Raw genomic sequence first — 25,766 nt, 5'->3', positions numbered from 1 at the left:
GCCAGCCTCCGTGCTGGCTTATGCGTATTTGAGACATGACTATTAGGGAGTGAGCGCAAGACATGTCCCGCAATCCTTTTATGCAAAACATGCCTGAAATCCAGGCCGCTGGCGGCTTGGTGCCGATGGTCATCGAGCAGTCCGCTCGTGGCGAGCGTGCCTATGACATCTACTCGCGCCTGCTCAAGGAGCGCGTGATTTTTCTGGTTGGTCAGGTCGAGGACTACATGGCCAACCTGATCTGCGCCCAGCTTCTGTTCCTGGAAGCGGAAAACCCTGACAAGGACATCCATCTGTACATCAACTCTCCGGGTGGCTCGGTGACTGCCGGCATGGCTATCTACGACACCATGCAGTTCATCAAGGCCGATGTGTCCACCACCTGCATTGGTCAGGCCTGCAGCATGGGCGCGTTCCTGCTGGCTGGCGGCGCCAAGGGCAAGCGCTTCTGCCTGCCGAATTCGCGCGTGATGATTCACCAGCCGCTGGGCGGCTTCCAGGGGCAGGCCTCGGACATCGAGATCCATGCCAAGGAAATCCTCTTCATTCGTGAGCGTCTGAACGAATTGCTGGCTCATCACACTGGTCAGAGCCTGGAAACCATCGAGCGTGACACCAACCGCGACAATTTCATGAGCGCTTCGCGTGCCGTGGAATACGGTCTGGTCGATGCCGTGCACGAAAAGCGTCAAATGCCGGTCTAGATGAGGCACCGGCTGCGGGCATCCATCACTGACGCGACCTGTGCCCTTGAAAATGCCCGCATTTGCCTTCATCTTGTGTTTCAAGCCTACCGTATTGGATTGATCGAATGACTGACACCCGTAACGGTGAGGACAACGGCAAACTGCTTTATTGCTCCTTCTGCGGCAAAAGCCAGCACGAAGTGCGCAAGTTGATCGCCGGTCCTTCCGTCTTCATCTGCGACGAATGCGTCGACCTGTGCAACGACATCATCCGCGAGGAGGTGCAGGAAGCCCAGGCCGAGAGCAGCGCGCACAAACTCCCGGCACCGAAGGAAATCAGCGCCATCCTCGATCAGTACGTGATCGGTCAGGAGCGTGCCAAGAAGGTGCTGTCGGTAGCGGTGTACAACCACTACAAGCGTCTGAATCAGCGCGACAAGAAAGACGATGTCGAGCTGGGTAAGAGCAATATTCTGCTGATCGGTCCGACCGGTTCGGGTAAGACGCTGCTGGCCGAAACGCTGGCGCGCCTGCTCAATGTGCCGTTTACCATCGCCGATGCCACCACCCTGACCGAAGCCGGTTACGTGGGTGAGGATGTTGAGAACATCATCCAGAAGCTGCTGCAGAAGTGCGATTACGATGTCGAGAAGGCCCAGATGGGCATCGTCTACATCGATGAAATCGACAAGATTTCGCGCAAGTCCGACAACCCGTCGATCACCCGTGATGTCTCGGGCGAAGGCGTGCAGCAGGCACTGCTCAAACTGATCGAAGGCACCGTTGCCTCGGTTCCGCCGCAGGGCGGGCGCAAACATCCGCAGCAGGAGTTCCTGCAGGTCGACACGCGCAACATCCTGTTCATCTGCGGCGGCGCCTTCGCCGGTCTGGAGAAGGTCATCCAGGCACGTTCCACCAAGGGCGGCATCGGTTTCGGTGCGGAAGTGCGCAGCAAGCAGGAAGGCAAGAAGATCGGCGAATCCCTGCGTGAGGTCGAGCCGGACGATCTGGTCAAGTTCGGTCTGATCCCGGAATTCGTCGGTCGTCTGCCGGTGATCGCCACGCTGGAAGAGCTGGATGAGGCTGCGTTGGTGCAGATTCTCACCGAGCCGAAGAATGCGCTGACCAAGCAGTACGCCAAGCTGTTCGAAATGGAAGGCGTGGATCTGGAGTTCCGCTCCGATGCGCTCAAATCCGTGGCGCAGAAGGCGCTGGAGCGCAAGACCGGTGCTCGTGGCCTGCGTTCGATTCTCGAGGGCATCCTGCTCGACACCATGTACGAGATCCCGTCCCAGCAGGGCGTGAGCAAGGTGGTGATCGACGAGAGCGTCATCGACGGCACGTCCAAACCGCTGCTGATCTACGAAAACAGCGAGCCGCCGGCGAAGGCTGCGCCAGACGCGTAACGGCTGTTACACGATGCAAAGAAGGGGCCCTTTGGGCCCCTTCGCTTTTCTGGACATTGCGCTTGTTTTTTACGGGAGCTACCCCCATCTTAAAAGCCAAGGGTAATCCCACCTGTTTACGGCCTGATGGCCGCCGCTGAGCCGAAATCATGAAGACAACCATCGAATTGCCTCTCCTGCCATTGCGCGATGTAGTGGTCTATCCGCACATGGTCATCCCGCTTTTCGTCGGGCGTGAGAAATCCATCGAGGCCCTCGAGGCAGCGATGACGGGTGACAAGCAGATTCTGCTGGTGGCCCAGAAGAACCCGGCCGTCGATGATCCGGATGATCAGGATCTCTATCGCGTGGGCACCGTTGCCACCGTCCTGCAGTTGCTCAAGTTGCCCGACGGCACCGTCAAGGTGCTGGTCGAGGGTGAGCAGCGTGGTTCCATCGAGCGTTTCATCGAACTCGATGATCATTGCCGCGCCGAAGTGCAGCTGATCGAGGAGGGCGAGACCGCCGAGCGTGAGTCGGAAGTCTTTACCCGCAGCCTGCTCAGCCAGTTCGAACAGTATGTTCAGTTGGGCAAGAAGGTGCCCGCCGAAGTGCTGTCCTCGCTCAACAGCATTGATGAGCCCAGCCGCCTGGTGGATACCATGGCCGCGCACATGGCGCTGAAAATCGAACAGAAGCAGGAAATTCTCGAGATCACCTCTTTGTCGGCCCGTGTCGAGCACGTGCTGGCACTGCTGGATGCCGAGATCGACCTGCTGCAGGTCGAGAAGCGTATCCGTGGTCGTGTGAAGAAACAGATGGAGCGCAGCCAGCGCGAGTACTACCTGAATGAGCAGATGAAGGCCATTCAGAAGGAGCTGGGCGACATCGACGAAGGCCACAACGAGATCGACGAGCTGAAGAAGCGCATCGACAACGCAGGCCTGACCAAGGAAGCGCTGGCCAAGGCCAATGCCGAGCTGAACAAGCTCAAGCAGATGTCGCCGATGTCTGCCGAAGCCACCGTGGTGCGCTCCTACATCGACTGGCTGGTGAACGTGCCGTGGAAGGCCGAGAGCAAGGTGCGCCTGGATCTCGCGCGCGCCGAGAGCATCCTCGATGCCGACCATTACGGTCTCGAAGAGGTCAAGGAACGCATTCTCGAGTATCTCGCGGTGCAGAAGCGGGTGAAGAAACTCAAGGGGCCGGTGCTGTGTCTGGTCGGCCCGCCCGGCGTCGGCAAGACCTCGCTGGCTGAGTCCATCGCTACCGCCACCAACCGCAAATTCGTGCGCATGGCGCTGGGCGGCGTGCGTGACGAGGCCGAGATTCGCGGCCACCGTCGTACCTACATCGGCTCCATGCCGGGCCGTCTGATTCAGAAAATGACCAAGGTTGGCGTGCGCAACCCCCTGTTCCTGCTCGATGAAATCGACAAGATGGGGCAGGACATGCGCGGCGATCCTGCTTCTGCGCTGCTGGAAGTGCTCGATCCGGAGCAGAATCACAACTTCAACGATCACTATCTGGAGGTCGACTACGACCTGTCGGATGTGATGTTCCTGTGCACGGCCAACTCGATGAACATCCCCGGTCCGCTGCTGGATCGTATGGAGGTCATCCGTCTGCCGGGTTACACCGAGGACGAGAAGGTCAACATCGCCATCAAGTACCTGGCGCCCAAGCAGATCAAGGCCAACGGCCTGAAGAAGGGCGAGCTGGAGTTCGATGAGGCGGCCATTCGCGACATCATTCGCTACTACACCCGCGAGGCTGGCGTGCGCAGCCTGGAGCGGCAGATCGCCAAGGTTTGCCGCAAGGCAGTCAAGGAACACATCAGCGAGAAGCGCTTCCAGGTACGAGTGACGGCAGAGTCGCTCGAGCATTTCCTCGGTGTGCGAAAGCATCGTTATGGCCTTGCCGAGCAGCAGGATCAGATCGGTCAGGTGACCGGCCTGGCCTGGACTCAGGTAGGTGGCGAGCTGCTCACCATCGAGACGGCTGTGGTGCCAGGCAAGGGTGTGCTGATCAAGACCGGATCGCTGGGTGACGTGATGGCCGAGTCGATGACGGCTGCCATGACCGTGGTACGCAGCCGTGCAAAAAGCCTGGGGATCCCTGCCGACTTCAACGAGAAGCGCGACGTTCACATCCATATGCCCGAGGGAGCGACGCCGAAGGATGGTCCGAGTGCGGGTATCGGTCTGTGCACGGCGCTGGTCTCGGCACTGACGCAGATTCCGGTACGTGCCGATGTCGCCATGACTGGTGAAATCACCCTGCGGGGACAGGTGCTGGCCATCGGTGGCCTGAAGGAAAAACTTCTGGCTGCACATCGGGGTGGAATCAAGACTGTGATCATTCCCGAAGAAAATGTGCGTGACCTGAAAGAAATTCCGGAAAATATTAAGCAGGACCTGCAGATTAAACCGGTTAAATGGATTGACGAGGTCCTGCAAATTGCGCTGCAATACGCCCCGGAGCCCTTGCCCGATGCGGCTCCCGAGATGGTTGCAACGGATGACAAGCGCGAGTCTGATTCCAAGGAGCGAATCAGCACGCATTAGCCGGGGGGCTTCCTTGACACAATTTTTGAGCCCTTGTTATAAAGCGGCTCTTATTGTGTCGGCAGGCCATCCAGCACCCGCTTTGCTTACACTAAAAATCAAGAAACAAACTCAACAGAAATAAGGGGACTTAGAGTGAACAAGTCGGAACTGATCGATGCCATTGCTGCATCTGCTGATATCCCGAAAGCTGTTGCTGGCCGCGCGCTGGATGCAGTGATTGAATCCGTCACTGGCGCCCTGAAGGCTGGTGATTCCGTCGTACTGGTTGGCTTCGGCACCTTCGCTGTCAAAGAGCGTGCTGCTCGCACTGGCCGCAATCCACAGACCGGCAAGCCGATCAGCATCGCTGCTGCCAAGATCCCGGGTTTCAAAGCTGGCAAGGCTCTGAAAGACGCCGTTAACTAAGCGTCTTCCGGGTTTGCCTCGCCGTCGGACGCTGTCTGGCGGTTGTTAGGAGGCAGAGCAGGGGTCGGAGACTTGTCTGCACTGACCGCTTAACGCGTTACGAGAAGGCGCATCCAAGGATGCGCCTTTCTTCTATCTGGACATACCCACACTGCGCGACTGGTGGCTCTGTACAGTCGTTCTGGGGGAAGCATGCTGCAAAACATCAGGGACAATTCACGCGGTTGGATTGCCAAAATCATCATCGGCCTCATCGTGATGTTGATGGCCTTTACCGGTTTCGAAGCCATCGTCACAGGTACCAGCAACCGCAACAATGCGGCTGACGTGAACGGTGAGACCATCACCCTCAGCGAGCTCAATCAGGCCGTTGAAATGCAACGCCGGCAGCTGCTGCAGCAACTGGGGCGTGATTTCGATGCCTCGCTGCTGGATGACAAGCTGCTGCGTGAGGCTTCGCTCAAGGGGCTGATCGAGCGCAAGCTGCTGCTGCAGGCTGCCAATGACGCTCACTTCGCCTTTTCGCAGGGTTCGCTGGATCAGGTGATTCTGCAGACTCCCGAATTCCAGGTAGATGGCCGCTTCGATGCTGGACGCTTCGATCAGCTCATTCGCCAGATGGGATACACCCGCCTGCAATTCCGCCAGATGCTGGAAGAGGAAATGCTGATCGGTCAGTTGCGTGCCGGCATTGGTGCCAGCAGCTTCGTCACCGAGCAGGAGGCACGTGCATTCGCCAATCTCGAGCGTCAGACCCGTGACTTTGCCAGCTTCACCATCAAGGCCGACCCGACAGCGGTCGAGCTGAGTGATAGTGAGGTTCAGGCTTATTACGACGAGCATGCCGGCGAATTCATGAGCCCCGAGCAGGTGGTGCTTGAGTACGTTGAACTGCAGAAGGACAGTTTCTTCGAGCAGGTCGAGGTCAGCGACGAAGACCTGCAGCCCTTGTACGAGAGCGAAATCGCCAACCTGACCGAGCAGCGTCAGGCTGCACACATCCTCATCGAAGGCGATGATGATGCCGCGCGCAGCAAGATCGAAGAGATCAAGAAGCGTATCGATGCGGGTGAAGACTTCGCTGCTCTGGCCAAGGAGTTTTCGCAGGATCCGGGCTCGGCAGCCGAAGGTGGTGATCTGGGCTACGCCGGCCCTGGTGTTTATGACCCCGCTTTCGAAGAAGCACTCTATGCGCTGCAGCAGGACCAGGTTTCCGCCCCGGTGAAGAGTGAGTTCGGCTGGCACCTGATCAAGCTGCTGGGCGTTCAGGCGCCGGAAGTACCGAGCTTCGACAGCCTCAAGGACAAGCTGGCGCGTGATTTCAAGGCGCAGCAGGTCGAGCAGCGTTTCGTCGAGGCGACCAAGCAACTGGAAGATGCCGCGTTCGAAGCGTCTGACCTGGCTCAGCCGGCTCAGGAGCTGGGGCTCGAACTCAAGACCAGCGAAGCCTTCGGTCGCGAAGGTGGGGCTACCGGTATCACCGCCAATCGTCAAGTGCTGCAGGCTGCATTCAGCCTCGAAGTTCTGGAAGACGGTACCAACAGCTCGACCATCGAACTGGACCCGAGCACCGTTGTGGTCGTCCGCGTGAAAGAGCACAACAAGCCTGAGCAGTTGCCTCTGGAGCAGGTTGCCGAGAGCATTCGCAGTCACCTGCTGCAGGAGCGCGCCAGCGCTGCAGCCAAGGTCGAAGGCGAGAAGCAACTGGCTGCCGCCGAGGCTGGTGAGGCTGACGCTGCGAACTGGCGGGTTCAGGAAGCGGCTACCCGCAGTCAGGACGGTGTCGAGCCGAAGGTGCTGCAGGCCCTGTTCCGCATGCCCAAGCCAGTCAAGGAGGGTGAGCCGACCTTTGCCGGCGTGACGCTGAACAATGGCGACTACGTCGTGCTGCGTCTCGATGGTGTGAACGTGCCGGAGGAAGCGCTGGCTGAAGAAGAGCTGGCCATGTACCGCAACTTCCTCGCTTCGCGCGCCGGTCAGCAGGACTTTGCGGCGCTGCGCAAGCAGCTCGAAGCCAATGCCGACATCGAGCGTTTCTGATCGTTGTTTGCTATGAAAAAGCCCCGCCTAGTGCGGGGCTTTTTCGTTCAAGGGGTCATAACAGCCAGTCGATGGGCAGCCACGACAGCAGGTGCATGCCCAGGCGTTTGAGTACGCCGGTGCCGGGTTCGGTATCGAGCCGGCGCGGTTCGCCATCCTGGCGCTGCAGCCAGTAGATCCGGTCGTTTTCGTCCAGGCCGAGTTCGTAGGCATTGGCCGGAATATCGGTGTCGAATGCCTGACCGATGGCGGCGGCCAGTTTCGGGCTTTCGATGAGAAAACCCATCTCCGTATTGAGGCGGGCCGAGCGGGGATCGAAGTTGAACGAGCCGATGAAGACGCGCTGGCCATCCAGGGCGAAGGTCTTCGCATGCAGACTCGAGCCGGAACTGCCGAAGGGGCCGGCTTTTTCCTTGTGTCCTTCGTCGCTCGCGCCCAGGCGCATTTCGTAGAGCTTGACGCCACCTTCGAGCAGGGCCCGACGCCGTTTCGCGTAGCCTGAGTGTACGGGCGTTACGTCCGTTGCTTCCAGCGCATTGGTGAGGATACGTACCTCGACGCCACGCTTTACCAGGCCGGTGAAGATTTCGACGCCGGTTTGACCGGGGACGAAGTAGGGGGAGACGAGGTCGACCCGTGATTCGGGGATGTCGAGCATCTCTCCCAGATGGCCGATCAACATCTCGCCGTCACTGGCATTGCCAAGGCCCTTGGCAGGGTCATCGCTGACCAGTGTGGTCTTGCTCCATTCGAATCGCAGCTGCTTGTCCAGCAGGCGCTGGATGAACTCACTTTCCTGCAGGGTCTTCACGTAGCCGCTGGCTGCAGGTGAGCTGGACAGGTCGGCAACGAGATCGTGCAGCGGCTGGGGGGCGTTGCGCTGACGGGGTACGATCAACTCCAGTGGATAGCTCGAATCGCTGGCCCAGTATCGGTCGAAATCTGCAGAGGTGTCGGCCACCACCGGGCCGATTGCGAGTACATCCAGATCGGCGAAGAGCACGCCCTCACTGGCGTCGAAGTATTCGTCGCCGATATTGCGCCCACCGATGATGGTGGCCTGGTTGTCCGCGGTGAATGACTTGTTGTGCATGCGCCGGTTGGCGCGGGAGAAATGCGTCAGGTAACCCAGCGCCTTGGCCTTGCGCAGGGAGAAGGGATTGAACAGGCGCACTTCGATGTTCGGATGGCGATCGAGCGTACTCAGGACCTGATCGAGACCGGCGATGCCATTGTCGTCCAGCAGCAGGCGGACGCGAACGCCACGTTCGGCGGCTCTGAGCAGGGCATCAAGCAACAGGGTCCCGGTGATGTCGTTACGCCAGATGTAGTACTGGATGTCGAGGCTGCGTTCGGCGGCTTCGGTCAGCAGCATGCGCGTGGCAAAGGCGTCGCGGGCGGACGCCAGGGTCAGGATGCCGGATAGACCGGGGTGAGCGTCGCGCTCGCTACCCAGGGCCTGGCCCAGTGTTGTGTCGGCCGTTTCGGCCTGGGTGAAAGCCTGGCTCTCGCTGCGGCCATCCAGCGGTGGCAGTGCGCAGCCAAGCATCAGGCTGCATAAGCCAGTGATCAGGCAGGCTCGCCATGTGTGTGTCGGGATCATTGATCCACCTCGGTTCCAGGCATCTCATCTAGGACAACGCCAGCGTCGAAGCGTGCCGGCTCATGATGGCATTTCGATTCGGTCTGTAGGTGAATTCTCGGACTCACTGAACAATCCCGGTGGTAAGCCAGAAACGACAACGCCGCACGTCCATGGGAGCGTGCGGCGTTGCGGATTCATGCAGGCTCAGGCCGTGCATGGAGCTTGGCAAGGACGACCTTCTCAGTCTTCCATTGCGCCCATGGCGGTGGTGTTGAAACCGCCGTCGACGTAAAGGATTTCACCACTGATGCCCGAGGCCAGGTCGGAGCACAGGAATGCGCCGGCATTGCCGACTTCCTCGATGGTGACGTTGCGGCGCAGCGGGGTCTGCTTCTCGTTGGCGGCCAGCATCTTGCGGAAACTGGCGATACCGCTGGCGGCCAGGGTGCGAATCGGGCCGGCGGAGATGGCGTTGACGCGGGTGCCTTCCGGGCCGAGGCTGCCGGCCAGGTAACGTACACCGGCTTCCAGGCTGGCCTTGGCCATGCCCATCACGTTGTAGTTGGGCATGGTGCGCTCGGCACCCAGGTAGGAGAGGGTGAGCAGGCTGCCGTTGCGGCCTTTCATCATCTCGCGACCCGCCTTGGCCAGGGCGACGAAACTGTAGGCGCTGATGTCGTGGGCGATCTTGAAGCCTTCACGGGTGGTGACTTCGGTGAAGTCGCCATTGAGCTGGTCGCCCGGGGCGAAACCGACCGAGTGGACGATACAGTCCAGGCCGTCCCATTTCTTGCTCAGCGCTTCGAATACCGCGGCGATTTCCTCATCGCTGGCCACGTCGCAGGGGAAGCACAGCTCGGCGCTAGAGCCCCAGCCGGCGGCGAAGTCTTCCACGCGGCCCTTGAGCTTCTCGTTCTGGTAGGTGAAAGCCAGCTCGGCACCTTCGCGGTGCATGGCGGCGGCGATACCCGAGGCGATGGACAGTTTGCTGGCAACGCCAACGATGAGTACGCGCTTACCGGTTAGAAAACCCATTGTGCTATTCCTCTTCCTGTTTCAAGGATCAGTGAGCCGTTGCCGGGGCCAGAAAAGCGGCTTCCAGCAACTGCTGCGTATAAGGGTGTTGCGGTGCGTTGAAGATCGACTCGGCAGACCCCTGTTCTACCACCTGGCCCTGCCTGACCACCATCAACTGGTGGCTCAGCGCTCTGACTACCGCCAGGTCATGGCTGATAAACAGATAGGTCAGGTTGTACTTGGCCTGCAAGCCGCGCAACAACTCCACCACCTGACGCTGCACCGTACGGTCGAGCGCCGAGGTGGGCTCGTCCAGCAGGATCAGCGCCGGTTTCAACACCAGTGCCCGGGCAATGGCAATCCGCTGCCGTTGCCCGCCGGAAAACTCGTGGGGGTAGCGATTCCGCGTCTGCGGATCCAGCCCTACCTCCAAAAGCGCATCGATGATCGCCTGTTCCTGCTCTGCCTCGTTGCCCATGCCGTGAATGCGCAGACCTTCACCGACGATCTGGCTTACCGACATACGCGGGCTCAGGCTGCCGAAGGGATCCTGAAACACCACCTGCATCTGCCGACGCAGCGGGCGTACTTCCTGCTGACTCAGGCCCTGCAACTGCCGGCCCTGGAAGCGGATATCACCGCGGCTGGCGAGCAGCCGCAGAATGGCCATGCCCAGGGTGGATTTGCCGGAACCACTTTCGCCGACGATGCCCAGGGTCTGGCCCTGGGGCAGGCTGAAGTTGATGCCGTCCACCGCCTTGACATGATCCACCGTCCGGCGCAGCAGGCCCTTCTTGATCGGGAACCATACGCGCAGGTCGTCCACTTCCAGCATCGGCTTGCCCGCAGGGTTGGCTGCAGGTTCGCCACTGGGCTCGGCGCCGAGCAGTTCCTGAGTGTAGGGATGCTGCGGAGCCTGGAACAATTCTTCACACGACGCCTGTTCGACGATGCGACCGCGCTGCATGACACATACGCGATGGGCAATTCTGCGAACCAGGTTGAGATCGTGGCTGATCAGCAGCAATGACATGCCTAGGCGCTTCTGCAGATCCTTGAGCAATTCGAGGATTTTCAGCTGCACGGTGACGTCCAGCGCAGTGGTCGGCTCATCGGCAATCAGCAGTTGCGGTTCGTTGGCCAGGGCCATGGCGATCATCACGCGCTGACGCTGACCGCCTGAGAGTTCGTGGGGGTAAGCCTTCAGGCGCTTCTTCGGTTCAGGGATGCCCACCAGTTCCAGCAGCTCCAGAGTGCGCGCGCTGGCGGCCTTGCCACGTAGGCCCTTGTGCAGGGCGAGCACCTCGTTGATCTGCTTCTCGATGGTGTGCAGCGGATTGAGCGAGGTCATCGGCTCCTGGAAGACCATGGCGATGCGGTTGCCACGGATGCCGCGCAGGCGGCCTTCGCCAAGCTTGAGCAGGTCTTCGCCGGCATACTCGATGCTGCCATGGGGGTGGCGCGCGAGCGGGTAGGGTAGAAGGCGCAGGATGGAGTGCGCCGTGACCGACTTCCCCGAGCCGCTTTCGCCGACCAGGGCCAGGGTCTCGCCTTTGTGAATGTCGAAGCTGACGCCTTCCACCACGCGTTGGCATTGCTCGCCCGTGACGAATTCGACGGCCAGGTCGCGAACTTGCAGCAGGGTTTCGTTCTGGCTCATGTCATTTCCTCGGGTCGAAGGCATCGCGGGCGGCTTCGCCGATGAACACCAGCAGACTCAGCATGATCGCCAGTACGGCGAAGGCACTGATACCCAGCCAGGGCGCCTGCAGATTGCTCTTGCCCTGGGCGACCAGTTCGCCGAGCGAGGGGGCGCCGGGGGGCAGGCCGAAGCCGAGGAAGTCCAGAGCGGTGAGGGTGCCGATGGCACCGGTGAGTATGAAGGGCATGAAGGTCATGGTCGAAACCATGGCATTGGGCAGGATATGACGGAACATGATTGCCCCGTTGCCCATGCCCAGCGCCCGCGCCGCGCGTACGTACTCGAGGTTGCGCCCGCGCAGGAATTCGGCGCGCACGACGTCCACCAGACTCATCCAGGAGAACAGCAGCATGATGCCGAGCAGCCACCAGAAGTTCGGCTGTACGAAGCTGGCGAGGATAATCAGCAGATAGAGCACCGGCAGGCCCGACCAGATTTCCAGAAAGCGCTGGCCAAGCAGGTCGACCCAGCCGCCGTAGAAACCCTGCAGCGCGCCGGCGGTCACGCCGATCAGCGAACTGGCCAGGGTCAGGGTCAGGGCGAACAGCACCGAGATGCGGAATCCGTAGATCACACGTGCCAGCACGTCGCGGCCCTGGTCATCGGTACCCAGCCAGTTTTTCGCCGAAGGCGGTGCCGGGGCCGGCACTTCCAGGTCGTAGTTGATGCTCGAATAGCTGAAGGGAATCGGCGGCCAGATCATCCAGCCGTCCTTTTCCGCGATCAGCTCCTGAATGTACGGACTCTTGTAGTTGGCCTGCAGCGGGAATTCGCCACCGAACACGGTTTCCGGGTAGCGCTTGAGTACCGGGAAATACCACTGCCCGTCGTAGCGCACGGCCAGCGGTTTGTCGTTGGCGATCAGTTCGGCGCCGAGACTCAGGCCGAACAGGATGAGAAACAGCCACAGCGACCACCAGCCGCGCTTGTGTGCCTTGAAGCGATCGAGGCGACGGCGATTGAGAGGAGAGAGTTTCATGCTCAACCCTCCCGACTTTCGAAGTCGATGCGCGGATCGACCAGGGTGTAGGTGATGTCACCGATCAATTTCACGACCAGCCCCAGCAAGGTGAAGATGAACAGCGTGCCGAACACCACCGGATAGTCGCGGTTGATCGCCGCTTCGAAACTCATCAGGCCCAGGCCGTCGAGGGAGAAGATCACCTCGATGAGCAGGGAGCCGGTGAAGAAGATGCCGATGAAGGCGGCGGGGAAACCGGCAATGATCAGCAGCATGGCGTTGCGGAATACGTGGCCGTAGAGCACGCGGTGATTGGTCAGGCCCTTGGCTCGGGCGGTGATCACGTACTGCTTGTTGATCTCGTCGAGGAAGCTGTTCTTGGTCAGCAGGGTCAGGGTGGCGAAGTTGCCTATGACCAGGGCGGTGACCGGCAGCACCAGGTGCCAGAGGTAGTCGAGAATCTTGCCGCCGAGACTGAGTTCTTCGAAGTTGTTCGAGGTCAACCCGCGCAGAGGGAACCAGTCCCAGTAGCTGCCGCCGGCGAACAGAACGATCAGCAGAATGGCGAAGAGGAAGGCCGGGATGGCGTAACCGATGATGATCGCCGAACTGGTCCAGACGTCGAAGGCGCTGCCGTGGCGGGTGGCCTTGGCGATGCCCAGTGGAATGGACACCAGATACATGATCAGGGTGCTCCAGAGGCCGAGCGAGATCGACACCGGCATCTTCTCGATGATCAGGTCGATGACCTGGGCATCGCGAAAGAAGCTGGAGCCAAAGTCCAGCTGGGCGTAGTTCTTCAGCATGATCCAGAAGCGTTCCGGCGCCGACTTGTCGAAGCCGTACATCTTCTCGATTTCTTCGATCAGTTTTGGATCGAGGCCCTGAGCGCCGCGATAGTTGGAGCCGGCCACCGAAACCTCGGCGCCGCCGCCGGCGATGCGGCTGGTGGCGCCATCGAAGCCTTCCAGCTTGGCGATCATCTGTTCCACCGGGCCGCCGGGCGCGGCCTGGATGATGACGAAGTTGATGATCAGGATGCCGAACAGGGTCGGGATGATCAGCAGCAGGCGGCGAAGTATGTAGGCGAGCATTATGGCTTCGCCTCTTCGGTAGCCTGTTCCTGAACCTGGCTCGGCTCCTCGAGGCCCGGGCGCACCCACCAGGTATGCAGGCCGATATCGTAGAGCGGCGTCACCTTGGGATGCTCGAAGCGATTCCAGTAGGCGACGCGCCAGGTCTTGATATGCCAGTTGGGGATCACGTAGAAGCCCCACAGCAGCACGCGGTCCAGCGCCCGGGTGTGGGCGATAAGCTCCTGGCGCGAGTCGGCGTTGATAAGGCCTTCGACGATCTGGTCGATGGCCGGGTCCTTCAGGCCGATGAAGTTGCGGCTGCCCGGATTGTCGGCACTGGAGGAGTGCCAGTACTCGCGCTGTTCGTTGCCAGGCGAGTTGGACTGGCCGAAGCCGCCGACGATCATGTCGAAATCACGCGAGCGCAGGCGGTTGATGTACTGCGAAACGTCGACACGGCGAATTACCATCTCGATACCGAGATCAGCCAGATTTCGCTTGAATGGCAGCAGAACACGCTCGAACTCGGTCTGTGCCAGCAGGAATTCGAAGCTCACCGGCTGGCCATTGACGTCGAGCATGCGATCACCCTCGATGCGCCAGCCGGCCTGCTGCAGCAACTGATAGGCGCGGCGCTGCTGCTCGCGGATGATGCCGCTGCCATCGGTGACCGGTACGCGGAATTCTTCGTTGAACACTTCGGCCGGAATCTTGCCGCGCAGTGGTTCGAGGATAGCCAGCTCGTCCTCACCGGGCAGTCCGCGCGAGCCCAGTTCGGAGTTGTCGAAGTAGCTGCGGGTGCGGAAGTAGGCGCCGTTGAACAGGCGCTTGTTGGCCCACTCGAAGTCGTACAGCAGGCCCAGGGCTTCGCGCACGCGGCGATCCTGAAACTGCGGGCGGCGGGTGTTGAAGATGAAGCCCTGCATGCCGGTGGGATTGCGGTTCAGGATTTCTTCCTTGATCAACTGACCGTTGGCGATTGCCGGAGTGTTGTAGGCGGTCGCCCAGTTCTTCGCGCTGGTTTCCAGCCAGTAGTCGAAATGCCCGGCCTTCAGCGCTTCCAGGGCCACGGTGTTGTCGCGGTAATAGTCGATCTGGATGGTGTCGAAGTTGTAGAAGCCGCGGCTTACCGGCAGGTCCCTGGCCCACCAGTCCTCGACCCGCTCGTAGCGGATGCTGCGGCCGGGCTGGACGCGGCCGACCTTGTAAGGCCCGCTGCCCAGCGGTGCCTTGAGGTCGCCCTTGGTGAAGTCGCGCTCGGCCCACCAGTGTTTGGGCAGGACCGGCAACTGGCCGACGATCAGTGGCAGCTCGCGGTTGCCGGCGTGCTTGAACACGAAGCGCACGCTGTGCGGCGACTCCACTTCCACCTGCTCGACGTCGGCATAGTAGCCGCGCCACATCGGCGCGCCTTTTTCCATCAGCGTGTCGAAGGTGAATTTGACGTCCTTGGCGGTGATCGGCGTGCCGTCGTGGAAGCGCGCCTCCTTGCGTATCAGGAAACGCACCCAGGCATTGTCTGGTGCCTTCTCGATCTTCTCTGCCACCAGGCCGTAGGCGGTGAACGGCTCGTCCATGCTCTGCACGGTCAGGGTGTCGTAGATCAGATTGATCTCGTCTGCGGCTACGCCCTTGCTGATAAAGGGGTTGAGGCTGTCGAAACCGCCGAATCCTGCTTCGCGGAAGGTGCCGCCCTTGGGCGCGTCGGGGTTGGTGTATTCGAAGTGAGTGAAGTCGGCGGGGTACTTGGGCGGCTCGTCATAGAGCGTGACTGCATGTTTGGGGGCGGCGAGGGCGAGGCCGGCCAGGCCGAGCAGGATGATGCTGCTACCGTGGAGCAGGAAACTGCGCAGCGGGTGGGTCATCGAGCGTTCTCCGTGGGCTTCAGCCACCAGCTCCGCAGCCCCAGCGTATAGGGCGGCGTGGTGACGAAGGCGAACCGGTTGCGGTACGCCAGGCGGTGATAATTGATGTACCAGTTGGGAATGCTGTAGTGCTGCCAGAGCAGCACCCGGTCCAGGGCACGGGTGGCGGCGATCTGTTCGTCACGGGTCTGTGCAGAGAGCAGCTTGTCGATCATCTCGTCGACCACCGGGTCGTTGACGCCCGCATAGTTCTTGCCGCCCTTGACGTTCACCTGACTGGAGTGGAAATACAGCGATTGTTCCAGGCCCGGGCTGAGGGTTTGCGGCAGGGTCAGCAGAATCATGTCGTAGTCGAACTGGTCGAGGCGTTGCTTGTATTGCGCGCGGTCGACGGTGCGCAGGTTGGCGCTGATGCCGAGGCTGGCGAGGTTGGCGACATAGGGTTGGAGAATGCGTTCGAGGCTGGGGTTGACCAGCATGATCTCGAACTCCAGGCGCTGGCCGCGTGCATTGCGCAGTTCCTGGCCGGAAGTCTTCCAGCCGGCGTCGGCCAATAGACCGAGGGCTCGGCGCAAGGTTTCCCGGGGGATGCCGCGGCCATCGGTTACCGGTTGTGTCGGCGCTTCGCTGAACAGGCGTGCCGGCAGCTTGTCGCGGTGCGGCGAGAGCAGCAGCCATTCGGCGCCTTCGGGCTTGCCGGTGGCCGAGAACTCACTGTTGGGGTAGTAGCTGGATGCCCTTACGTAGGCATTGTTGAACAGGGTGCGGTTGGTCCATTCGAAATCGAACATCAGTCCCAGCGCTTCGCGTACGCGGCGGTCGCTGAACAGCGCGCGGCGGGTGTTCATGAACAGCGCCTGGGTCTGCGTGGGGATCTGGTGGGGAATCTCGGCGCGGACCACTTCGCCGCGGGTCACGGCGGGGAAGCGATAGCCGTTGCTCCAGTTCTTCGCCTGATTCTCGATATAGAAGTCGAATTCGCCGGCCTTGAAGGCTTCGAAGGCGACATGGTTGTCGCGGTAGAACTCCACTTCGATACGGTCGAAATTGTACTTGCCGCGGTTTACCGGCAGATCCTTGCCCCACCAGTCCTTCACCCGCTCGAACACCAGACGCCGGCCGGGGACCACCTGGACGATGCGATAGGGGCCGCTGCCCAGGGGCGCATCGAAGGTGGTGCTCTTGAAGTCGCGATCCTTCCAGTAGTGCTGCGGCAGCACCGGCAGTTCGCCCAGGCGCAAAATCAGCAGCGGGTTGCCGGCGCGCTTGAAGACGAAACGGATGCGATGACGCCCAAGGATGTCGACTCGCTTCACTTCCTGCAGGTTGGTGCGGTACTGCGGATGGCCGTCATTGCGCAGCAGGCGGTAGGAGAAGGCCACGTCGTAGGCGGTGATCGGCTTGCCGTCGTGAAAGTGTGCTTCCGGGCGCAGGTTGAACACCACCCAGCTACGATCCTCGCTGTATTCGACGCTTTTGGCGATCAGACCATAGCTGGAGGCGGGTTCGTCGCCCGAGGGGTCGTAGGCGCCGGTGCCGACCATCAGGGGTTCGTTCAGCTCGCTGGCGCCGTACTGCAGAAAATGCGCGGTCGAGATCGGGCTGCTGCCCTTGAGCGTGTAGGGATTGAGCGTATCGAAAGTACCGGACGCCATGATGCGCAACGTGCCGCCTTTGGGCGCATCGGGGTTGACCCAGTCGAAATGACTGAAGCTTGCAGGGTACTTGAGTGTCCCGAACTGGGCGTAGCCGTGGCTCTCGCTGATAGTCGCAGAGGCGGGAAAGCTCAAGGCCAGGCTGAGGAACAGCAGGAGGAGGGGACGCATCGGGCGTGAGATCCGATCCTTGGCGGCGTTTGGGCTTCTGGGGCCGTACAGTAACAGCTTGTCTGGGCAGGAAAAAGAGTGCTGTGGCGGGTGAGCGCTGGCGGCACTTTGACATACACTGCACAGACTCCTTATGAGGGTACGAAGTTGCCTGAACGCAGCCATGGTTTGCAGTCATGGATCGATCGTCTGAACCAGGCCGAACTGCCTGCACTGGCCGCCGTGGTTCAGGATCTGCAGCGCCTTGCGCAGCAGGACTCGGCCTCGGTACAGCAACTGGCCGATGTACTGCTGCGTGATGCCGCGCTGACCAGCAAGGTGTTGCGGGTCGGCAACAGCGTTTACTACAACCCTTCCCAGGAAAGCATCAAGACCATCTCGCGGGCCATCGTGCTGATCGGCTTCGACAACGTGCGTCTGATCGGCCTGTCGGTGAGCCTGATCGACGGGCTGCTCACCCGTGCGCCACGCGAACAGTTGCAGGAGCTGCTCGCGCGTTCCTTCCATGCCGCCGTGCAGGCGCGCAACATCGCCGGTTACGTGCTCTCCAAACATACCGAGGAGGTGTTTATTGCCGCCTTGCTTCATCACCTGGGCGAGTTGGCATTCTGGGGCTGTGGCGGCGAGCAGGCAGACGAGCTGGCTGCGGCTCTGGCGCAACCCGGGATGGAAACCCATGAGGTGGTGCGCGAGGTGCTCGGCACCAGCTTCCGCCAGCTCACCCAGGGTCTGGTGAAAAGCTGGAACCTGGGTGAGACCGTCAGCCTGGCCCATGCCGGCGCCAACCAGCATGACCCGGCAGCGTACGCCGTGCAGTTGGGTGTGCGCATCAGCGAGGCTGCGCTGCAGGGCTGGGAATCGCCGGAGATGGAGGCGGTGCTGGCGAAAATGGCAGCGTTCGTCGAGCTCAGTCCCGAAGGCGCGCTCCAGCAGGTGCTGGCCAGTGCCGACGAAGCGGTCAAGGTGGCCTCGACATTCGGTGCCAGCACGCTGTGCCGGCTGATTCCCACTACTGATCCCGAGCAGATCCGCCTGCAGCAGGAAGAGCGCAAGGCGCGGCTGTTGCAGCCGGATCTGCTGCTAATGCAGCAGGCGCTGCAGGACCTTGGCCTGATGGTCGGTGCCAGGGCCGATGTCGGCTTGGTGCTCGATACCCTGCTCAATGGTCTGCACCTTGGCGCCGGGCTGGAGCGGGTGATGCTCACGGTGCTGGCTGACGGGCAAAGCCGCTTTCGTGCCAAGCGGGTAATGGGAGAGCGGACCCGGCAATGGCTGGAGGACTTTGTGCTGCCGGCCGAGCAGGCAGAGCAGCCGCACATATTCAGCTACGCGTTGCGTCATCGTGAGGCGATCTGGATGGGCGTGCCGGCCAGCTACAACCTCGCCGAGCTGGTGACCCAGCCGATTCGGCGCAGTCTGGGCAATGGCATGTTCTTCATTGCGCCAATCCTGGCCGGCACGCGGGAGATCGGCGTGTTGTATGCCGATAGCCGGTTATCCGGGCGCGCACTGAGGCATGAGCAATTCGTGGCCTTTCAACGCTTCACCCAGCTGACGGGGCGCTGCCTGGAGGCCATCAGCAAGCGCTGATCAGGGCAGGTAGAGGGTCAGCATCTGTCCCGGACGCAGCGTGTCGCTGCGTGGATTCCAGGCTTGCAGGCGCTTGAGGTCGATCTTGAAGCGCTTGGCGATCACGTACAGCGAATCGCCGTGCTGTACGCGGTAATAGGTGGCCTTGTCCCGTGAGCTGTTACTGCTGCGCGTATTGGCGGCAACCTGCGGGGTGCCGTCGGCGGCTGCCAGCGTAAGTACCTGGCCGACCTTGAGCTGGTTGTCTTGCAGCTTGTTCCAGCGCTTGAGGTCGCTTACGGCAACCTGGTTGGCGCGCGCGATCTGCCAGAGATTGTCGCCATTTTTTACCCTATAGGTGCGGCTTGCAGTGTTCTGCGCGGTACTGCGCTGCTGATACAGTGGTTCGCTCGGTGCGGCACCTGGTTTGGCGGGAATGGTCAGCACTTGCCCGATACTCAGGTTGTTGCTGCTCAGGCGATTGACGTCCTTGAGCATGTTCACCGAGAGATGATGGCGGTTGGCGATGGCATGCAGGCTGTCGCCGGAGCGAACGGTATAACTCTGCCAGTCGACCAGCTCCTGTGGCTTCATCAGGGCCAGGTTGGCACTGAGCAGTTCGGCTTTCTCGGTTGGCACCAGCAGGTGCTTCGGGCCATCGAGGGTGATGCCGCGCTTGTAGGCGGGGTTGAGCTGCCGAAGCTCCTGCTCGTCCAGGTCGGCCAGCTTGGCGACGCGGGCCAGGTCCATGTGCTGCTTGATCGCGATCTGCTCGAAATAGGGCTCGTTGGCGATCGGTGACAGGGTTACGCCGTAGGCCTCGGGTGTGAGGATGACCTGCGATAGCGCCAGCAGCTTGGGCACGTAATCCTCGGTTTCCTTGGGCAGTGAAAGGTTCCAGTAGTCGCTGGGCAGACCGAGTTTCTCGTTGCGCTCGATGGCGCGGCTGATACGACCTTCGCCGGCATTGTAGGCGGCCAGGGCGAGCAGCCAGTCGCCATTGAACATCTCGTGCAGGCGGCTCAGGTAGTTGAGTGCGGCCTGGGTCGAGGCGGTGACATCGCGACGTCCGTCGTACCAGTTGGTCTGACGCAGGTTGTAATGGCGACCGGTAGACGGGATGAACTGCCAGAGGCCGACGGCGTGGGCCGAGGAGTAGGCCTGTGGGTCGTAGGCGCTTTCGATCACGGGCAGCAGCGCAAGCTCCATCGGCATGTCTCGTTCGGCCAGACGTTCGACGATGTAATGGATATAAGGTGCGCTGCGTTCGCTGACGGTGTCGACGTGTTTCGGGTTGCTGGCGTACCACAGGCGCAGGCGTTCGATGCGCGGGTTGATGCCAATCTCGTCCTGCAGCTTGAAACCGTCGCGCACGCGCTCCCAGATATCGTTGTATTCACGCGGCTTGATCTGGCTGTTGAGCCACTCTGGCTCGCGCTCCAGGCCCACGGCTCGGGAAGTGTCGGCGGAGCTGTCCGGGGCCTCGCCGGGCAGGCTCTGACAGCCGGCCAGGGTTATGCAACACATCACCGCGAGCGCCCGGGCGCTTCGCGCAAATGCCTTGATTTTCAATGGCTTGCGTGGTGATAGAGGCATTGGGTGAGGTGGCTGTCCCGGCGAAAAGGTCGGGCGATTCTAGGAACCGAACCGGGGGTGGTCAAGTTTTCACCAGCCTTTTGTGACCTGCATCCATATCGCGCGGGTGTGTCGCGCGTGGTGTTCAGGAACAGCCCTGATGGGCTTTGTTCCAAGGCTTCAGAAGTTGTCCTTCCAGGCTCGCAGGCAGGCGAACACGGCGCTCGGTTCGTCCGATAGCTTGCCTTCGCGTCCTTTTGCCGCAGCAACCACCGAAGCCTCACCCGTGCGCAGAAAGGGATTGGTGGCCAGCTCCAGTTCGATGTTCGATGGCAGGCTGATGCGGCCTTCGTCGCGCCAGCGGGTCACTTCGGCCAGGCGTTCGTTCAGGCGCACGTTGTCAGGTTCCACGGCATGGGCGAAACGCAGGTTGCTCAGGGTGTATTCGTGGGTGCAGTACACCTGCGTGCTGGCGGGCAGGGCAGCCAGGCGGCTCAGGGAACGATGCATCTGCTGGGGCGTACCCTCGAACAGTCGGCCGCAGCCGCCTGCGAACAGGGTGTCACCGCAGAACAGCAGGTTCTGCGGTGCATGGTAGTAAGCGATATGGCCGAGGGTGTGGCCCGGTACGGCCATGACCTTGAACCGCAGGCCAAGCACATCGATCTCATCGTTGTCGTGCAGATCGAGGTCGCGGGCCGGAATCTTCTCTGCCGCCGGGCCGGCGACACGTGCGCCGGTGGCGCTCTTGAGCTGCTCGACGCCGCCGACATGATCGAAGTGATGATGGGTGATCAGGATGTCGCCGAGCTGCCAGCCGGGATGAGCCTCCAGCCAGGCCAGCACCGGGGCCGCATCGCCCGGGTCGACCACGGCGCAGCGTTTGCTGCTCGGCTCTTGCAGCAGCCAGATATAGTTGTCGTTGAAGGCGGGCAGCGCGTCGATCTGAATCATTGCGGGTCGCTAAGCTGGTGATAAAGGTGCATCTTAGACACGACATGCAGAACCTGTCATGCGGAGGCAGCGATGACTGACCAGGCATTCGCCCAGGCCGACTCGGAGTGGCTCAAACTAGTTGGCGAGGCACGCGACTGGCTTGCCGGCCCGCTCGGGCAGCTGATGCTCGAGGAAGAGCGGCGCTTGCTGGAAGAGGAATTGGCGCGTTTCTTCGGCGGCTATCTGGTGAGTTTCGGACCCGGCGCAGAAGGGCCGCCCAAGGCCGGGCAGATCCAGCACAACGTACGCCTTGGCGCGCCGATGCCAGGGGTGCAGATCGTCTGCGATGAGCAGGCCTGGCCCTTGGGGGAGCACGCTGCCGATGTGGTGGTGCTGCAGCATGGCCTGGACTTCAGCCTGTCGCCTCACGGTTTGCTGCGAGAGGCAGCCCGCAGCGTCAGGCCTGGCGGGCATCTGCTGATCCTGGGTATCCACCCCTGGAGCACCTGGGGCGTGCGACGTCTGTTCGCGCGCGACGGTTTGGCCAGGGCGCGCTGTATCGCACCGAGCCGCGTCGGTGACTGGCTGAGCCTGCTGGGCTTTGCGTTGGAGAAGCGCCGCTTCGGGTGCTATCGTCCGCCGCTCGCTTCGCTGGCCTGGCAAATGCGCCTGCGGCGAATGGAGAGCTGGGGCGATGCCTGGCAGTTGCCGGGTGCCGGCTTCTACCTGCTGGTGGCGCGCAAACTGGTGGTCGGCCTGCGCCCGTTGCGGCAAACGCGCCGCGAGCCAATGGGCAAGCTGTTGCCGCTGCCGGTGGCCAAGATCAGTCGGCGTGATGTCGACAGTTGAAGCCAGGCCCTGGCCCGTCAATTCTGTACAGAGCTTATGAATGTCCGAAACCGATGAAGTGGTGATCTACACCGATGGCGCCTGCAAGGGCAATCCTGGCCCGGGTGGCTGGGGGGCGTTGCTGGTCTACAAGGGTGTGGAAAAGGAGCTATGGGGCGGTGACCCCAGCACCACCAACAACCGCATGGAACTGATGGCAGCGATTGCCGGCCTGATCGCGCTGACCCGCCCCTGTTCGGTCAAGCTGGTGACCGATTCGCAGTATGTGATGAAGGGTATCCAGGAGTGGCTGCCGAACTGGAAGAAGCGCGGCTGGAAGACCGCCTCGAAAGAGCCGGTGAAGAATGCCGACCTCTGGCAAAAGCTGGACGAGGAAGTGAATCGCCACCAGGTGAGCTGGCAGTGGGTGCGCGGTCATACCGGGCATCCGGGCAACGAGCGAGCGGACCAGTTGGCCAATCGAGGCGTCGACGAAGTGCGTTCGGCGAGCTAGCAATGTGTCGGCTGAGTTAATATGCCGCGCTTGAACCCGCGACAACCCGGATAGAAGAGAGGCAGGGCGTGACAACCGAGAACACCGTCAACCGCTACGTGGTGCTGGATACCGAAACCACCGGTATGCCGGTCACCGACGGGCACCGCATCATCGAGATCGGTTGTGTCGAGTTGCTGGGGCGTCGCCTGACGGGGCGTCACTTCCACGTCTATCTCAATCCCGATCGCGAGATCGACGAAGGCGCGATCGCGGTTCACGGCATCACCAACGAATACGTGGCCGACAAACCACGTTTCCGGGAAATCGCCGATGAGTTCTACGAGTTCATCAAGGGCGCCCAACTGATCATCCACAACGCGGCGTTCGACGTTGGTTTCATCAACAACGAGTTCGCTCTGCTGGGGCAGACCGAACGTGCCGATGTCAGCGATTACTGCTCGGTGCTCGATACCCTGCTGATGGCGCGTGAACGCCATCCGGGGCAGCGCAACAGTCTCGATGCGCTGTGCAAGCGTTACGGTGTCGACAACTCCAACCGCGAACTGCACGGCGCCTTGCTCGACTCGGAGATTCTTGCCGACGTCTATCTGGCGATGACCGGTGGTCAGACCCATCTGTCGCTGGCCGGCGATGGGGCTGACAGCGATGGCAGCGGGCGTCAGCAGGCTGCACCGATTCGTCGCCTCGACCCTTCGCGCCCGCGCACCCGCGTCATTCGCGCCAGTGAGGAAGAGCTTGCGGCGCATCTGGCGCGCCTGGCGGTGATCGAGAAGGCCGCTGGTGGTCCATCGCTGTGGGCGCAGCTGGAAAAGGCGCCGGAATAACCAAACAGCGCAATTGCGACCTTTTCTTATAGCGTGACGCATGGGGGGTTCCGCCGATCAGGGCGAGCCTCTAACCTGAGGTGATGGGCAGGTCCGGCCTGCCATCCTTCAGGACGCCACAATGTACAAAGACCTAAAGTTTCCCGTCCTCATCGTGCACCGCGACATCAAGGCAGACACTGTCGCCGGTGATCGCGTGCGTGCCATCGCTCAGGAACTGACCCAGGACGGATTCAGCATCCTGCCTACGGCCAGCGCCGCCGAGGGGCGTATCGTCGCTTCCACCCACCATGGCCTGGCCTGTATCCTGGTCGCCGCAGAAGGCGCCGGGGAGAACAGCCGCCTGTTGCAGGACATGGTCGAGCTGATTCGCGTGGCGCGGGTGCGGGCGCCGCAGTTGCCGATCTTCGCGCTGGGCGAGCAGGTCACCATCGAGAACGCGCCGGCCGAGGCCATGGCCGATCTCAACCACCTGCGCGGCATCCTCTATCTCTACGAAGACACCGTATCCTTTCTGGCCCGCCAGGTGGCGCGTGCTGCGCACAACTACCTCGACGGTCTGCTGCCGCCTTTCTTCAAGGCGCTGGTGCAGCACACCGCGCAGTCGAATTATTCCTGGCATACGCCGGGGCACGGCGGTGGCGTGGCCTACCGCAAGAGCCCGGTTGGGCAGGCGTTTCACCAGTTCTTTGGCGAAAACACGCTGCGTTCCGATTTGTCCGTGTCGGTGCCGGAGCTGGGGTCGCTGCTCGATCACACCGGCCCTTTGGCCGAGGCCGAGGCACGCGCTGCGCGAAATTTTGGCGCCGATCACACCTTTTTCGTGATCAATGGCACCTCCACAGCGAACAAGATCGTCTGGCATTCCATGGTCGGCCGCGATGATCTGGTGCTGGTGGATCGCAACTGCCACAAGTCGATCCTGCACTCGATCATCATGACCGGCGCGATCCCGCTGTATCTGTGTCCGGAACGCAACGAGCTGGGCATCATCGGGCCGATTCCGCTTTCCGAGTTCAGTCGCGAGTCGATCCAGGCCAAGATCGACGCCAGTCCGCTGGCCCGTGGCCGCGCGCCGAAGGTCAAGCTGGCGGTGGTGACCAACTCTACCTACGACGGCCTCTGCTACAACGCCGAGATGGTCAAGCAGGCGCTCGGCGACTCGGTGGAGGTGCTGCATTTCGATGAAGCCTGGTACGCCTACGCGGCGTTCCACGAGTTCTATGCCGGTCGCTACGGCATGGGCACCCAATGCGACGCACATTCGCCGCTGGTGTTCACCACCCACTCCACGCACAAGCTGCTGGCCGCCTTCAGTCAGGCGTCGATGATCCACGTGCAGGACGGTGGTCAGCGCCAACTGGACCGAGACCGCTTCAACGAAGCCTTCATGATGCATATCTCCACGTCACCGCAGTACGGCATCATCGCCTCGCTGGATGTGGCGTCGGCGATGATGGAAGGCCCGGCCGGACGCTCGCTGATCCAGGAAACCTTTGACGAGGCGCTGAGCTTCCGCCGCGCCCTGGCCAATGTGCGCCGCAACCTGAATGTCGAAGACTGGTGGTTCAGTATCTGGCAGCCGGGGGAGGCCGACGGTGCCGACAACCTGTCGACCGGCGACTGGGTGTTGCAACCGGATGCCGACTGGCATGGTTTTGGCGACGTGGCCAGCGATTACGTGCTGCTCGACCCGATCAAGGTCACGCTGGTGATGCCGGGCCTGAACGCGGCCGGCAGGCTGGAGGAACAGGGTATTCCCGCCGCTGTAGTCAGCAAGTTCCTCTGGGAGCGTGGTCTGGTGGTGGAGAAGACCGGTCTGTACTCCTTCCTGGTGCTGTTCTCCATGGGCATCACCAAGGGCAAATGGAGCACGTTGCTGACCGAGTTGCTGGAGTTCAAGCGCAGCTACGACGCCAACCTGCCACTGATCGATGTGCTGCCTACCATCGCCCATGCCGGCGGCGGACGCTATCAGGGCATGGGCCTGCGCGATCTGTGCGATGCGTTGCATGGCTGCTATCGAGACAATGCCACGGCGAAGGCGTTGAAGAGCATGTACACGGCGCTGCCCGAAGTGGCGATCAAGCCGGCCGATGCCTATGACCGCCTGGTGCGCGGCGAGGTGGAGGCAGTACCCATCGATCAGTTGCAGGGACGTATCGCTGCCGTGATGCTGGTGCCTTATCCGCCGGGTATCCCGTTGATCATGCCGGGTGAGCGCTTCACCGCCACGACGCGTTCGATTCTCGACTACCTGGCATTTGCCAGAACCTTCGATCAGGCATTCCCGGGCTTCGATATCGACGTGCACGGCTTGCAGACCGACGCAGGCGAGTACTGCGTGGACTGCCTGGTCGAATAAAGCGTGGCAAATCTGTCGAGGCTCAAGAACCTCG

General features: G+C 61.5%; 19 protein-coding genes. 10 read left to right on the top strand and 9 right to left on the bottom strand.

The genetic code is table 11. The annotated features are described in order from the left end of the window. Nucleotides 1–62: 62 nt before the first annotated feature. The 5 genes from clpP (at nucleotide 63) to OEG79_RS11810 (ending at nucleotide 7,086) form a co-directional block, all read left to right on the top strand. On the top strand, nucleotides 63–704 hold the full coding sequence (gene clpP, locus OEG79_RS11830; RefSeq protein ID WP_037052973.1) for an ATP-dependent Clp endopeptidase proteolytic subunit ClpP: 642 nt from the start codon (nucleotides 63–65) through the stop codon (nucleotides 702–704). A 107-nt stretch (nucleotides 705–811) separates the two neighbouring features. Continuing rightward, complete coding sequence (gene clpX / locus OEG79_RS11825) at nucleotides 812–2,092, top strand: ATP-dependent Clp protease ATP-binding subunit ClpX (protein ID WP_264145215.1); 1,281 nt, start codon at nucleotides 812–814, stop codon at nucleotides 2,090–2,092. A 149-nt stretch (nucleotides 2,093–2,241) separates the two neighbouring features. Then, the gene (gene lon / locus OEG79_RS11820; protein WP_264145214.1) at nucleotides 2,242–4,638 is read left to right on the top strand and encodes an endopeptidase La; all 2,397 of its coding nucleotides are present in this window, start codon (nucleotides 2,242–2,244) and stop codon (nucleotides 4,636–4,638) included. 135 nt (nucleotides 4,639–4,773) lie between these two features. Next, nucleotides 4,774–5,046 (top strand): nucleoid-associated protein HU-beta, encoded by a 273-nt coding sequence (hupB, locus tag OEG79_RS11815; protein ID WP_003239952.1) that lies wholly within the window; start codon nucleotides 4,774–4,776, stop codon nucleotides 5,044–5,046. Between the two features lie 192 nt (nucleotides 5,047–5,238). After that, entirely contained in the window at nucleotides 5,239–7,086 is a 1,848-nt protein-coding gene (locus OEG79_RS11810) for a SurA N-terminal domain-containing protein (protein WP_264145213.1), read from the top strand. Between the two features lie 55 nt (nucleotides 7,087–7,141). On the opposite strand, the gene OEG79_RS11805 is transcribed toward OEG79_RS11810, so the two are convergent. The 7 genes from OEG79_RS11805 to OEG79_RS11775 all read right to left on the bottom strand — a co-directional run bounded on the left by OEG79_RS11805 (nucleotide 7,142) and on the right by OEG79_RS11775 (nucleotide 17,118). Continuing rightward, nucleotides 7,142–8,689, bottom strand: a complete 1,548-nt coding sequence (locus OEG79_RS11805; RefSeq protein WP_264145212.1) for a phospholipase D family protein — start codon at nucleotides 8,687–8,689, stop codon at nucleotides 7,142–7,144. A 222-nt stretch (nucleotides 8,690–8,911) separates the two neighbouring features. After that, the gene (fabI, locus tag OEG79_RS11800) at nucleotides 8,912–9,706 is read right to left on the bottom strand and encodes an enoyl-ACP reductase FabI (RefSeq protein ID WP_264145211.1); all 795 of its coding nucleotides are present in this window, start codon (nucleotides 9,704–9,706) and stop codon (nucleotides 8,912–8,914) included. A 28-nt stretch (nucleotides 9,707–9,734) separates the two neighbouring features. Beyond that, complete coding sequence (locus tag OEG79_RS11795; RefSeq protein ID WP_264145210.1) at nucleotides 9,735–11,348, bottom strand: ABC transporter ATP-binding protein; 1,614 nt, start codon at nucleotides 11,346–11,348, stop codon at nucleotides 9,735–9,737. A 1-nt stretch (nucleotide 11,349) separates the two neighbouring features. Further along, nucleotides 11,350–12,369, bottom strand: coding sequence for an ABC transporter permease (locus OEG79_RS11790; protein WP_264145209.1), 1,020 nt, complete (start codon nucleotides 12,367–12,369; stop codon nucleotides 11,350–11,352). A 2-nt stretch (nucleotides 12,370–12,371) separates the two neighbouring features. Then, a complete protein-coding gene (locus tag OEG79_RS11785; RefSeq protein ID WP_264145208.1) occupies nucleotides 12,372–13,445 on the bottom strand; it encodes a microcin C ABC transporter permease YejB in 1,074 nt (357 codons plus the stop codon). Further along, nucleotides 13,445–15,292 (bottom strand): extracellular solute-binding protein, encoded by a 1,848-nt coding sequence (locus OEG79_RS11780; RefSeq protein ID WP_264145207.1) that lies wholly within the window; start codon nucleotides 15,290–15,292, stop codon nucleotides 13,445–13,447. Before OEG79_RS11780 ends, OEG79_RS11785 begins: the two co-directional genes overlap by 1 nt. Beyond that, nucleotides 15,289–17,118, bottom strand: coding sequence for an extracellular solute-binding protein (locus tag OEG79_RS11775; protein ID WP_264145206.1), 1,830 nt, complete (start codon nucleotides 17,116–17,118; stop codon nucleotides 15,289–15,291). The genes OEG79_RS11780 and OEG79_RS11775 overlap by 4 nt, the downstream gene beginning before the upstream one ends. Before the next feature lie 147 nt (nucleotides 17,119–17,265). Here OEG79_RS11775 and OEG79_RS11770 point away from each other — a divergent pair, with 147 nt between their 5' ends. Then, entirely contained in the window at nucleotides 17,266–18,708 is a 1,443-nt protein-coding gene (locus tag OEG79_RS11770; RefSeq protein ID WP_264145205.1) for an HDOD domain-containing protein, read from the top strand. Here the strand turns inward: OEG79_RS11770 and OEG79_RS11765 are convergent, their stop codons facing one another. After that, nucleotides 18,709–20,283 (bottom strand): LysM peptidoglycan-binding domain-containing protein, encoded by a 1,575-nt coding sequence (locus OEG79_RS11765; protein WP_264145204.1) that lies wholly within the window; start codon nucleotides 20,281–20,283, stop codon nucleotides 18,709–18,711. A gap of 159 nt (nucleotides 20,284–20,442) precedes the next feature. After that, the gene (gene gloB, locus OEG79_RS11760; protein ID WP_264145203.1) at nucleotides 20,443–21,216 is read right to left on the bottom strand and encodes a hydroxyacylglutathione hydrolase; all 774 of its coding nucleotides are present in this window, start codon (nucleotides 21,214–21,216) and stop codon (nucleotides 20,443–20,445) included. 72 nt (nucleotides 21,217–21,288) lie between these two features. Here gloB and OEG79_RS11755 point away from each other — a divergent pair, with 72 nt between their 5' ends. From OEG79_RS11755 to OEG79_RS11740, 4 genes are all read left to right on the top strand, one after another. After that, the gene (locus OEG79_RS11755; RefSeq protein ID WP_264145202.1) at nucleotides 21,289–22,047 is read left to right on the top strand and encodes a class I SAM-dependent methyltransferase; all 759 of its coding nucleotides are present in this window, start codon (nucleotides 21,289–21,291) and stop codon (nucleotides 22,045–22,047) included. A 40-nt stretch (nucleotides 22,048–22,087) separates the two neighbouring features. Further along, complete coding sequence (rnhA, locus tag OEG79_RS11750) at nucleotides 22,088–22,540, top strand: ribonuclease HI (protein WP_264145201.1); 453 nt, start codon at nucleotides 22,088–22,090, stop codon at nucleotides 22,538–22,540. 125 nt (nucleotides 22,541–22,665) lie between these two features. Further along, a complete protein-coding gene (dnaQ, locus tag OEG79_RS11745; RefSeq protein WP_264148714.1) occupies nucleotides 22,666–23,367 on the top strand; it encodes a DNA polymerase III subunit epsilon in 702 nt (233 codons plus the stop codon). 121 nt (nucleotides 23,368–23,488) lie between these two features. Further along, complete coding sequence (locus tag OEG79_RS11740; RefSeq protein ID WP_264145200.1) at nucleotides 23,489–25,732, top strand: Orn/Lys/Arg decarboxylase N-terminal domain-containing protein; 2,244 nt, start codon at nucleotides 23,489–23,491, stop codon at nucleotides 25,730–25,732. The last annotated feature ends 34 nt before the right edge of the window (nucleotides 25,733–25,766 follow it).

It is taken from the genome of Pseudomonas sp. Z8(2022), from assembly GCF_025837155.1.
Taxonomy (GTDB): domain Bacteria; phylum Pseudomonadota; class Gammaproteobacteria; order Pseudomonadales; family Pseudomonadaceae; genus Aquipseudomonas.
Note: the sequence above shows the minus strand (reverse complement) of the source record. Positions and strands in the feature narration are given on the sequence as shown.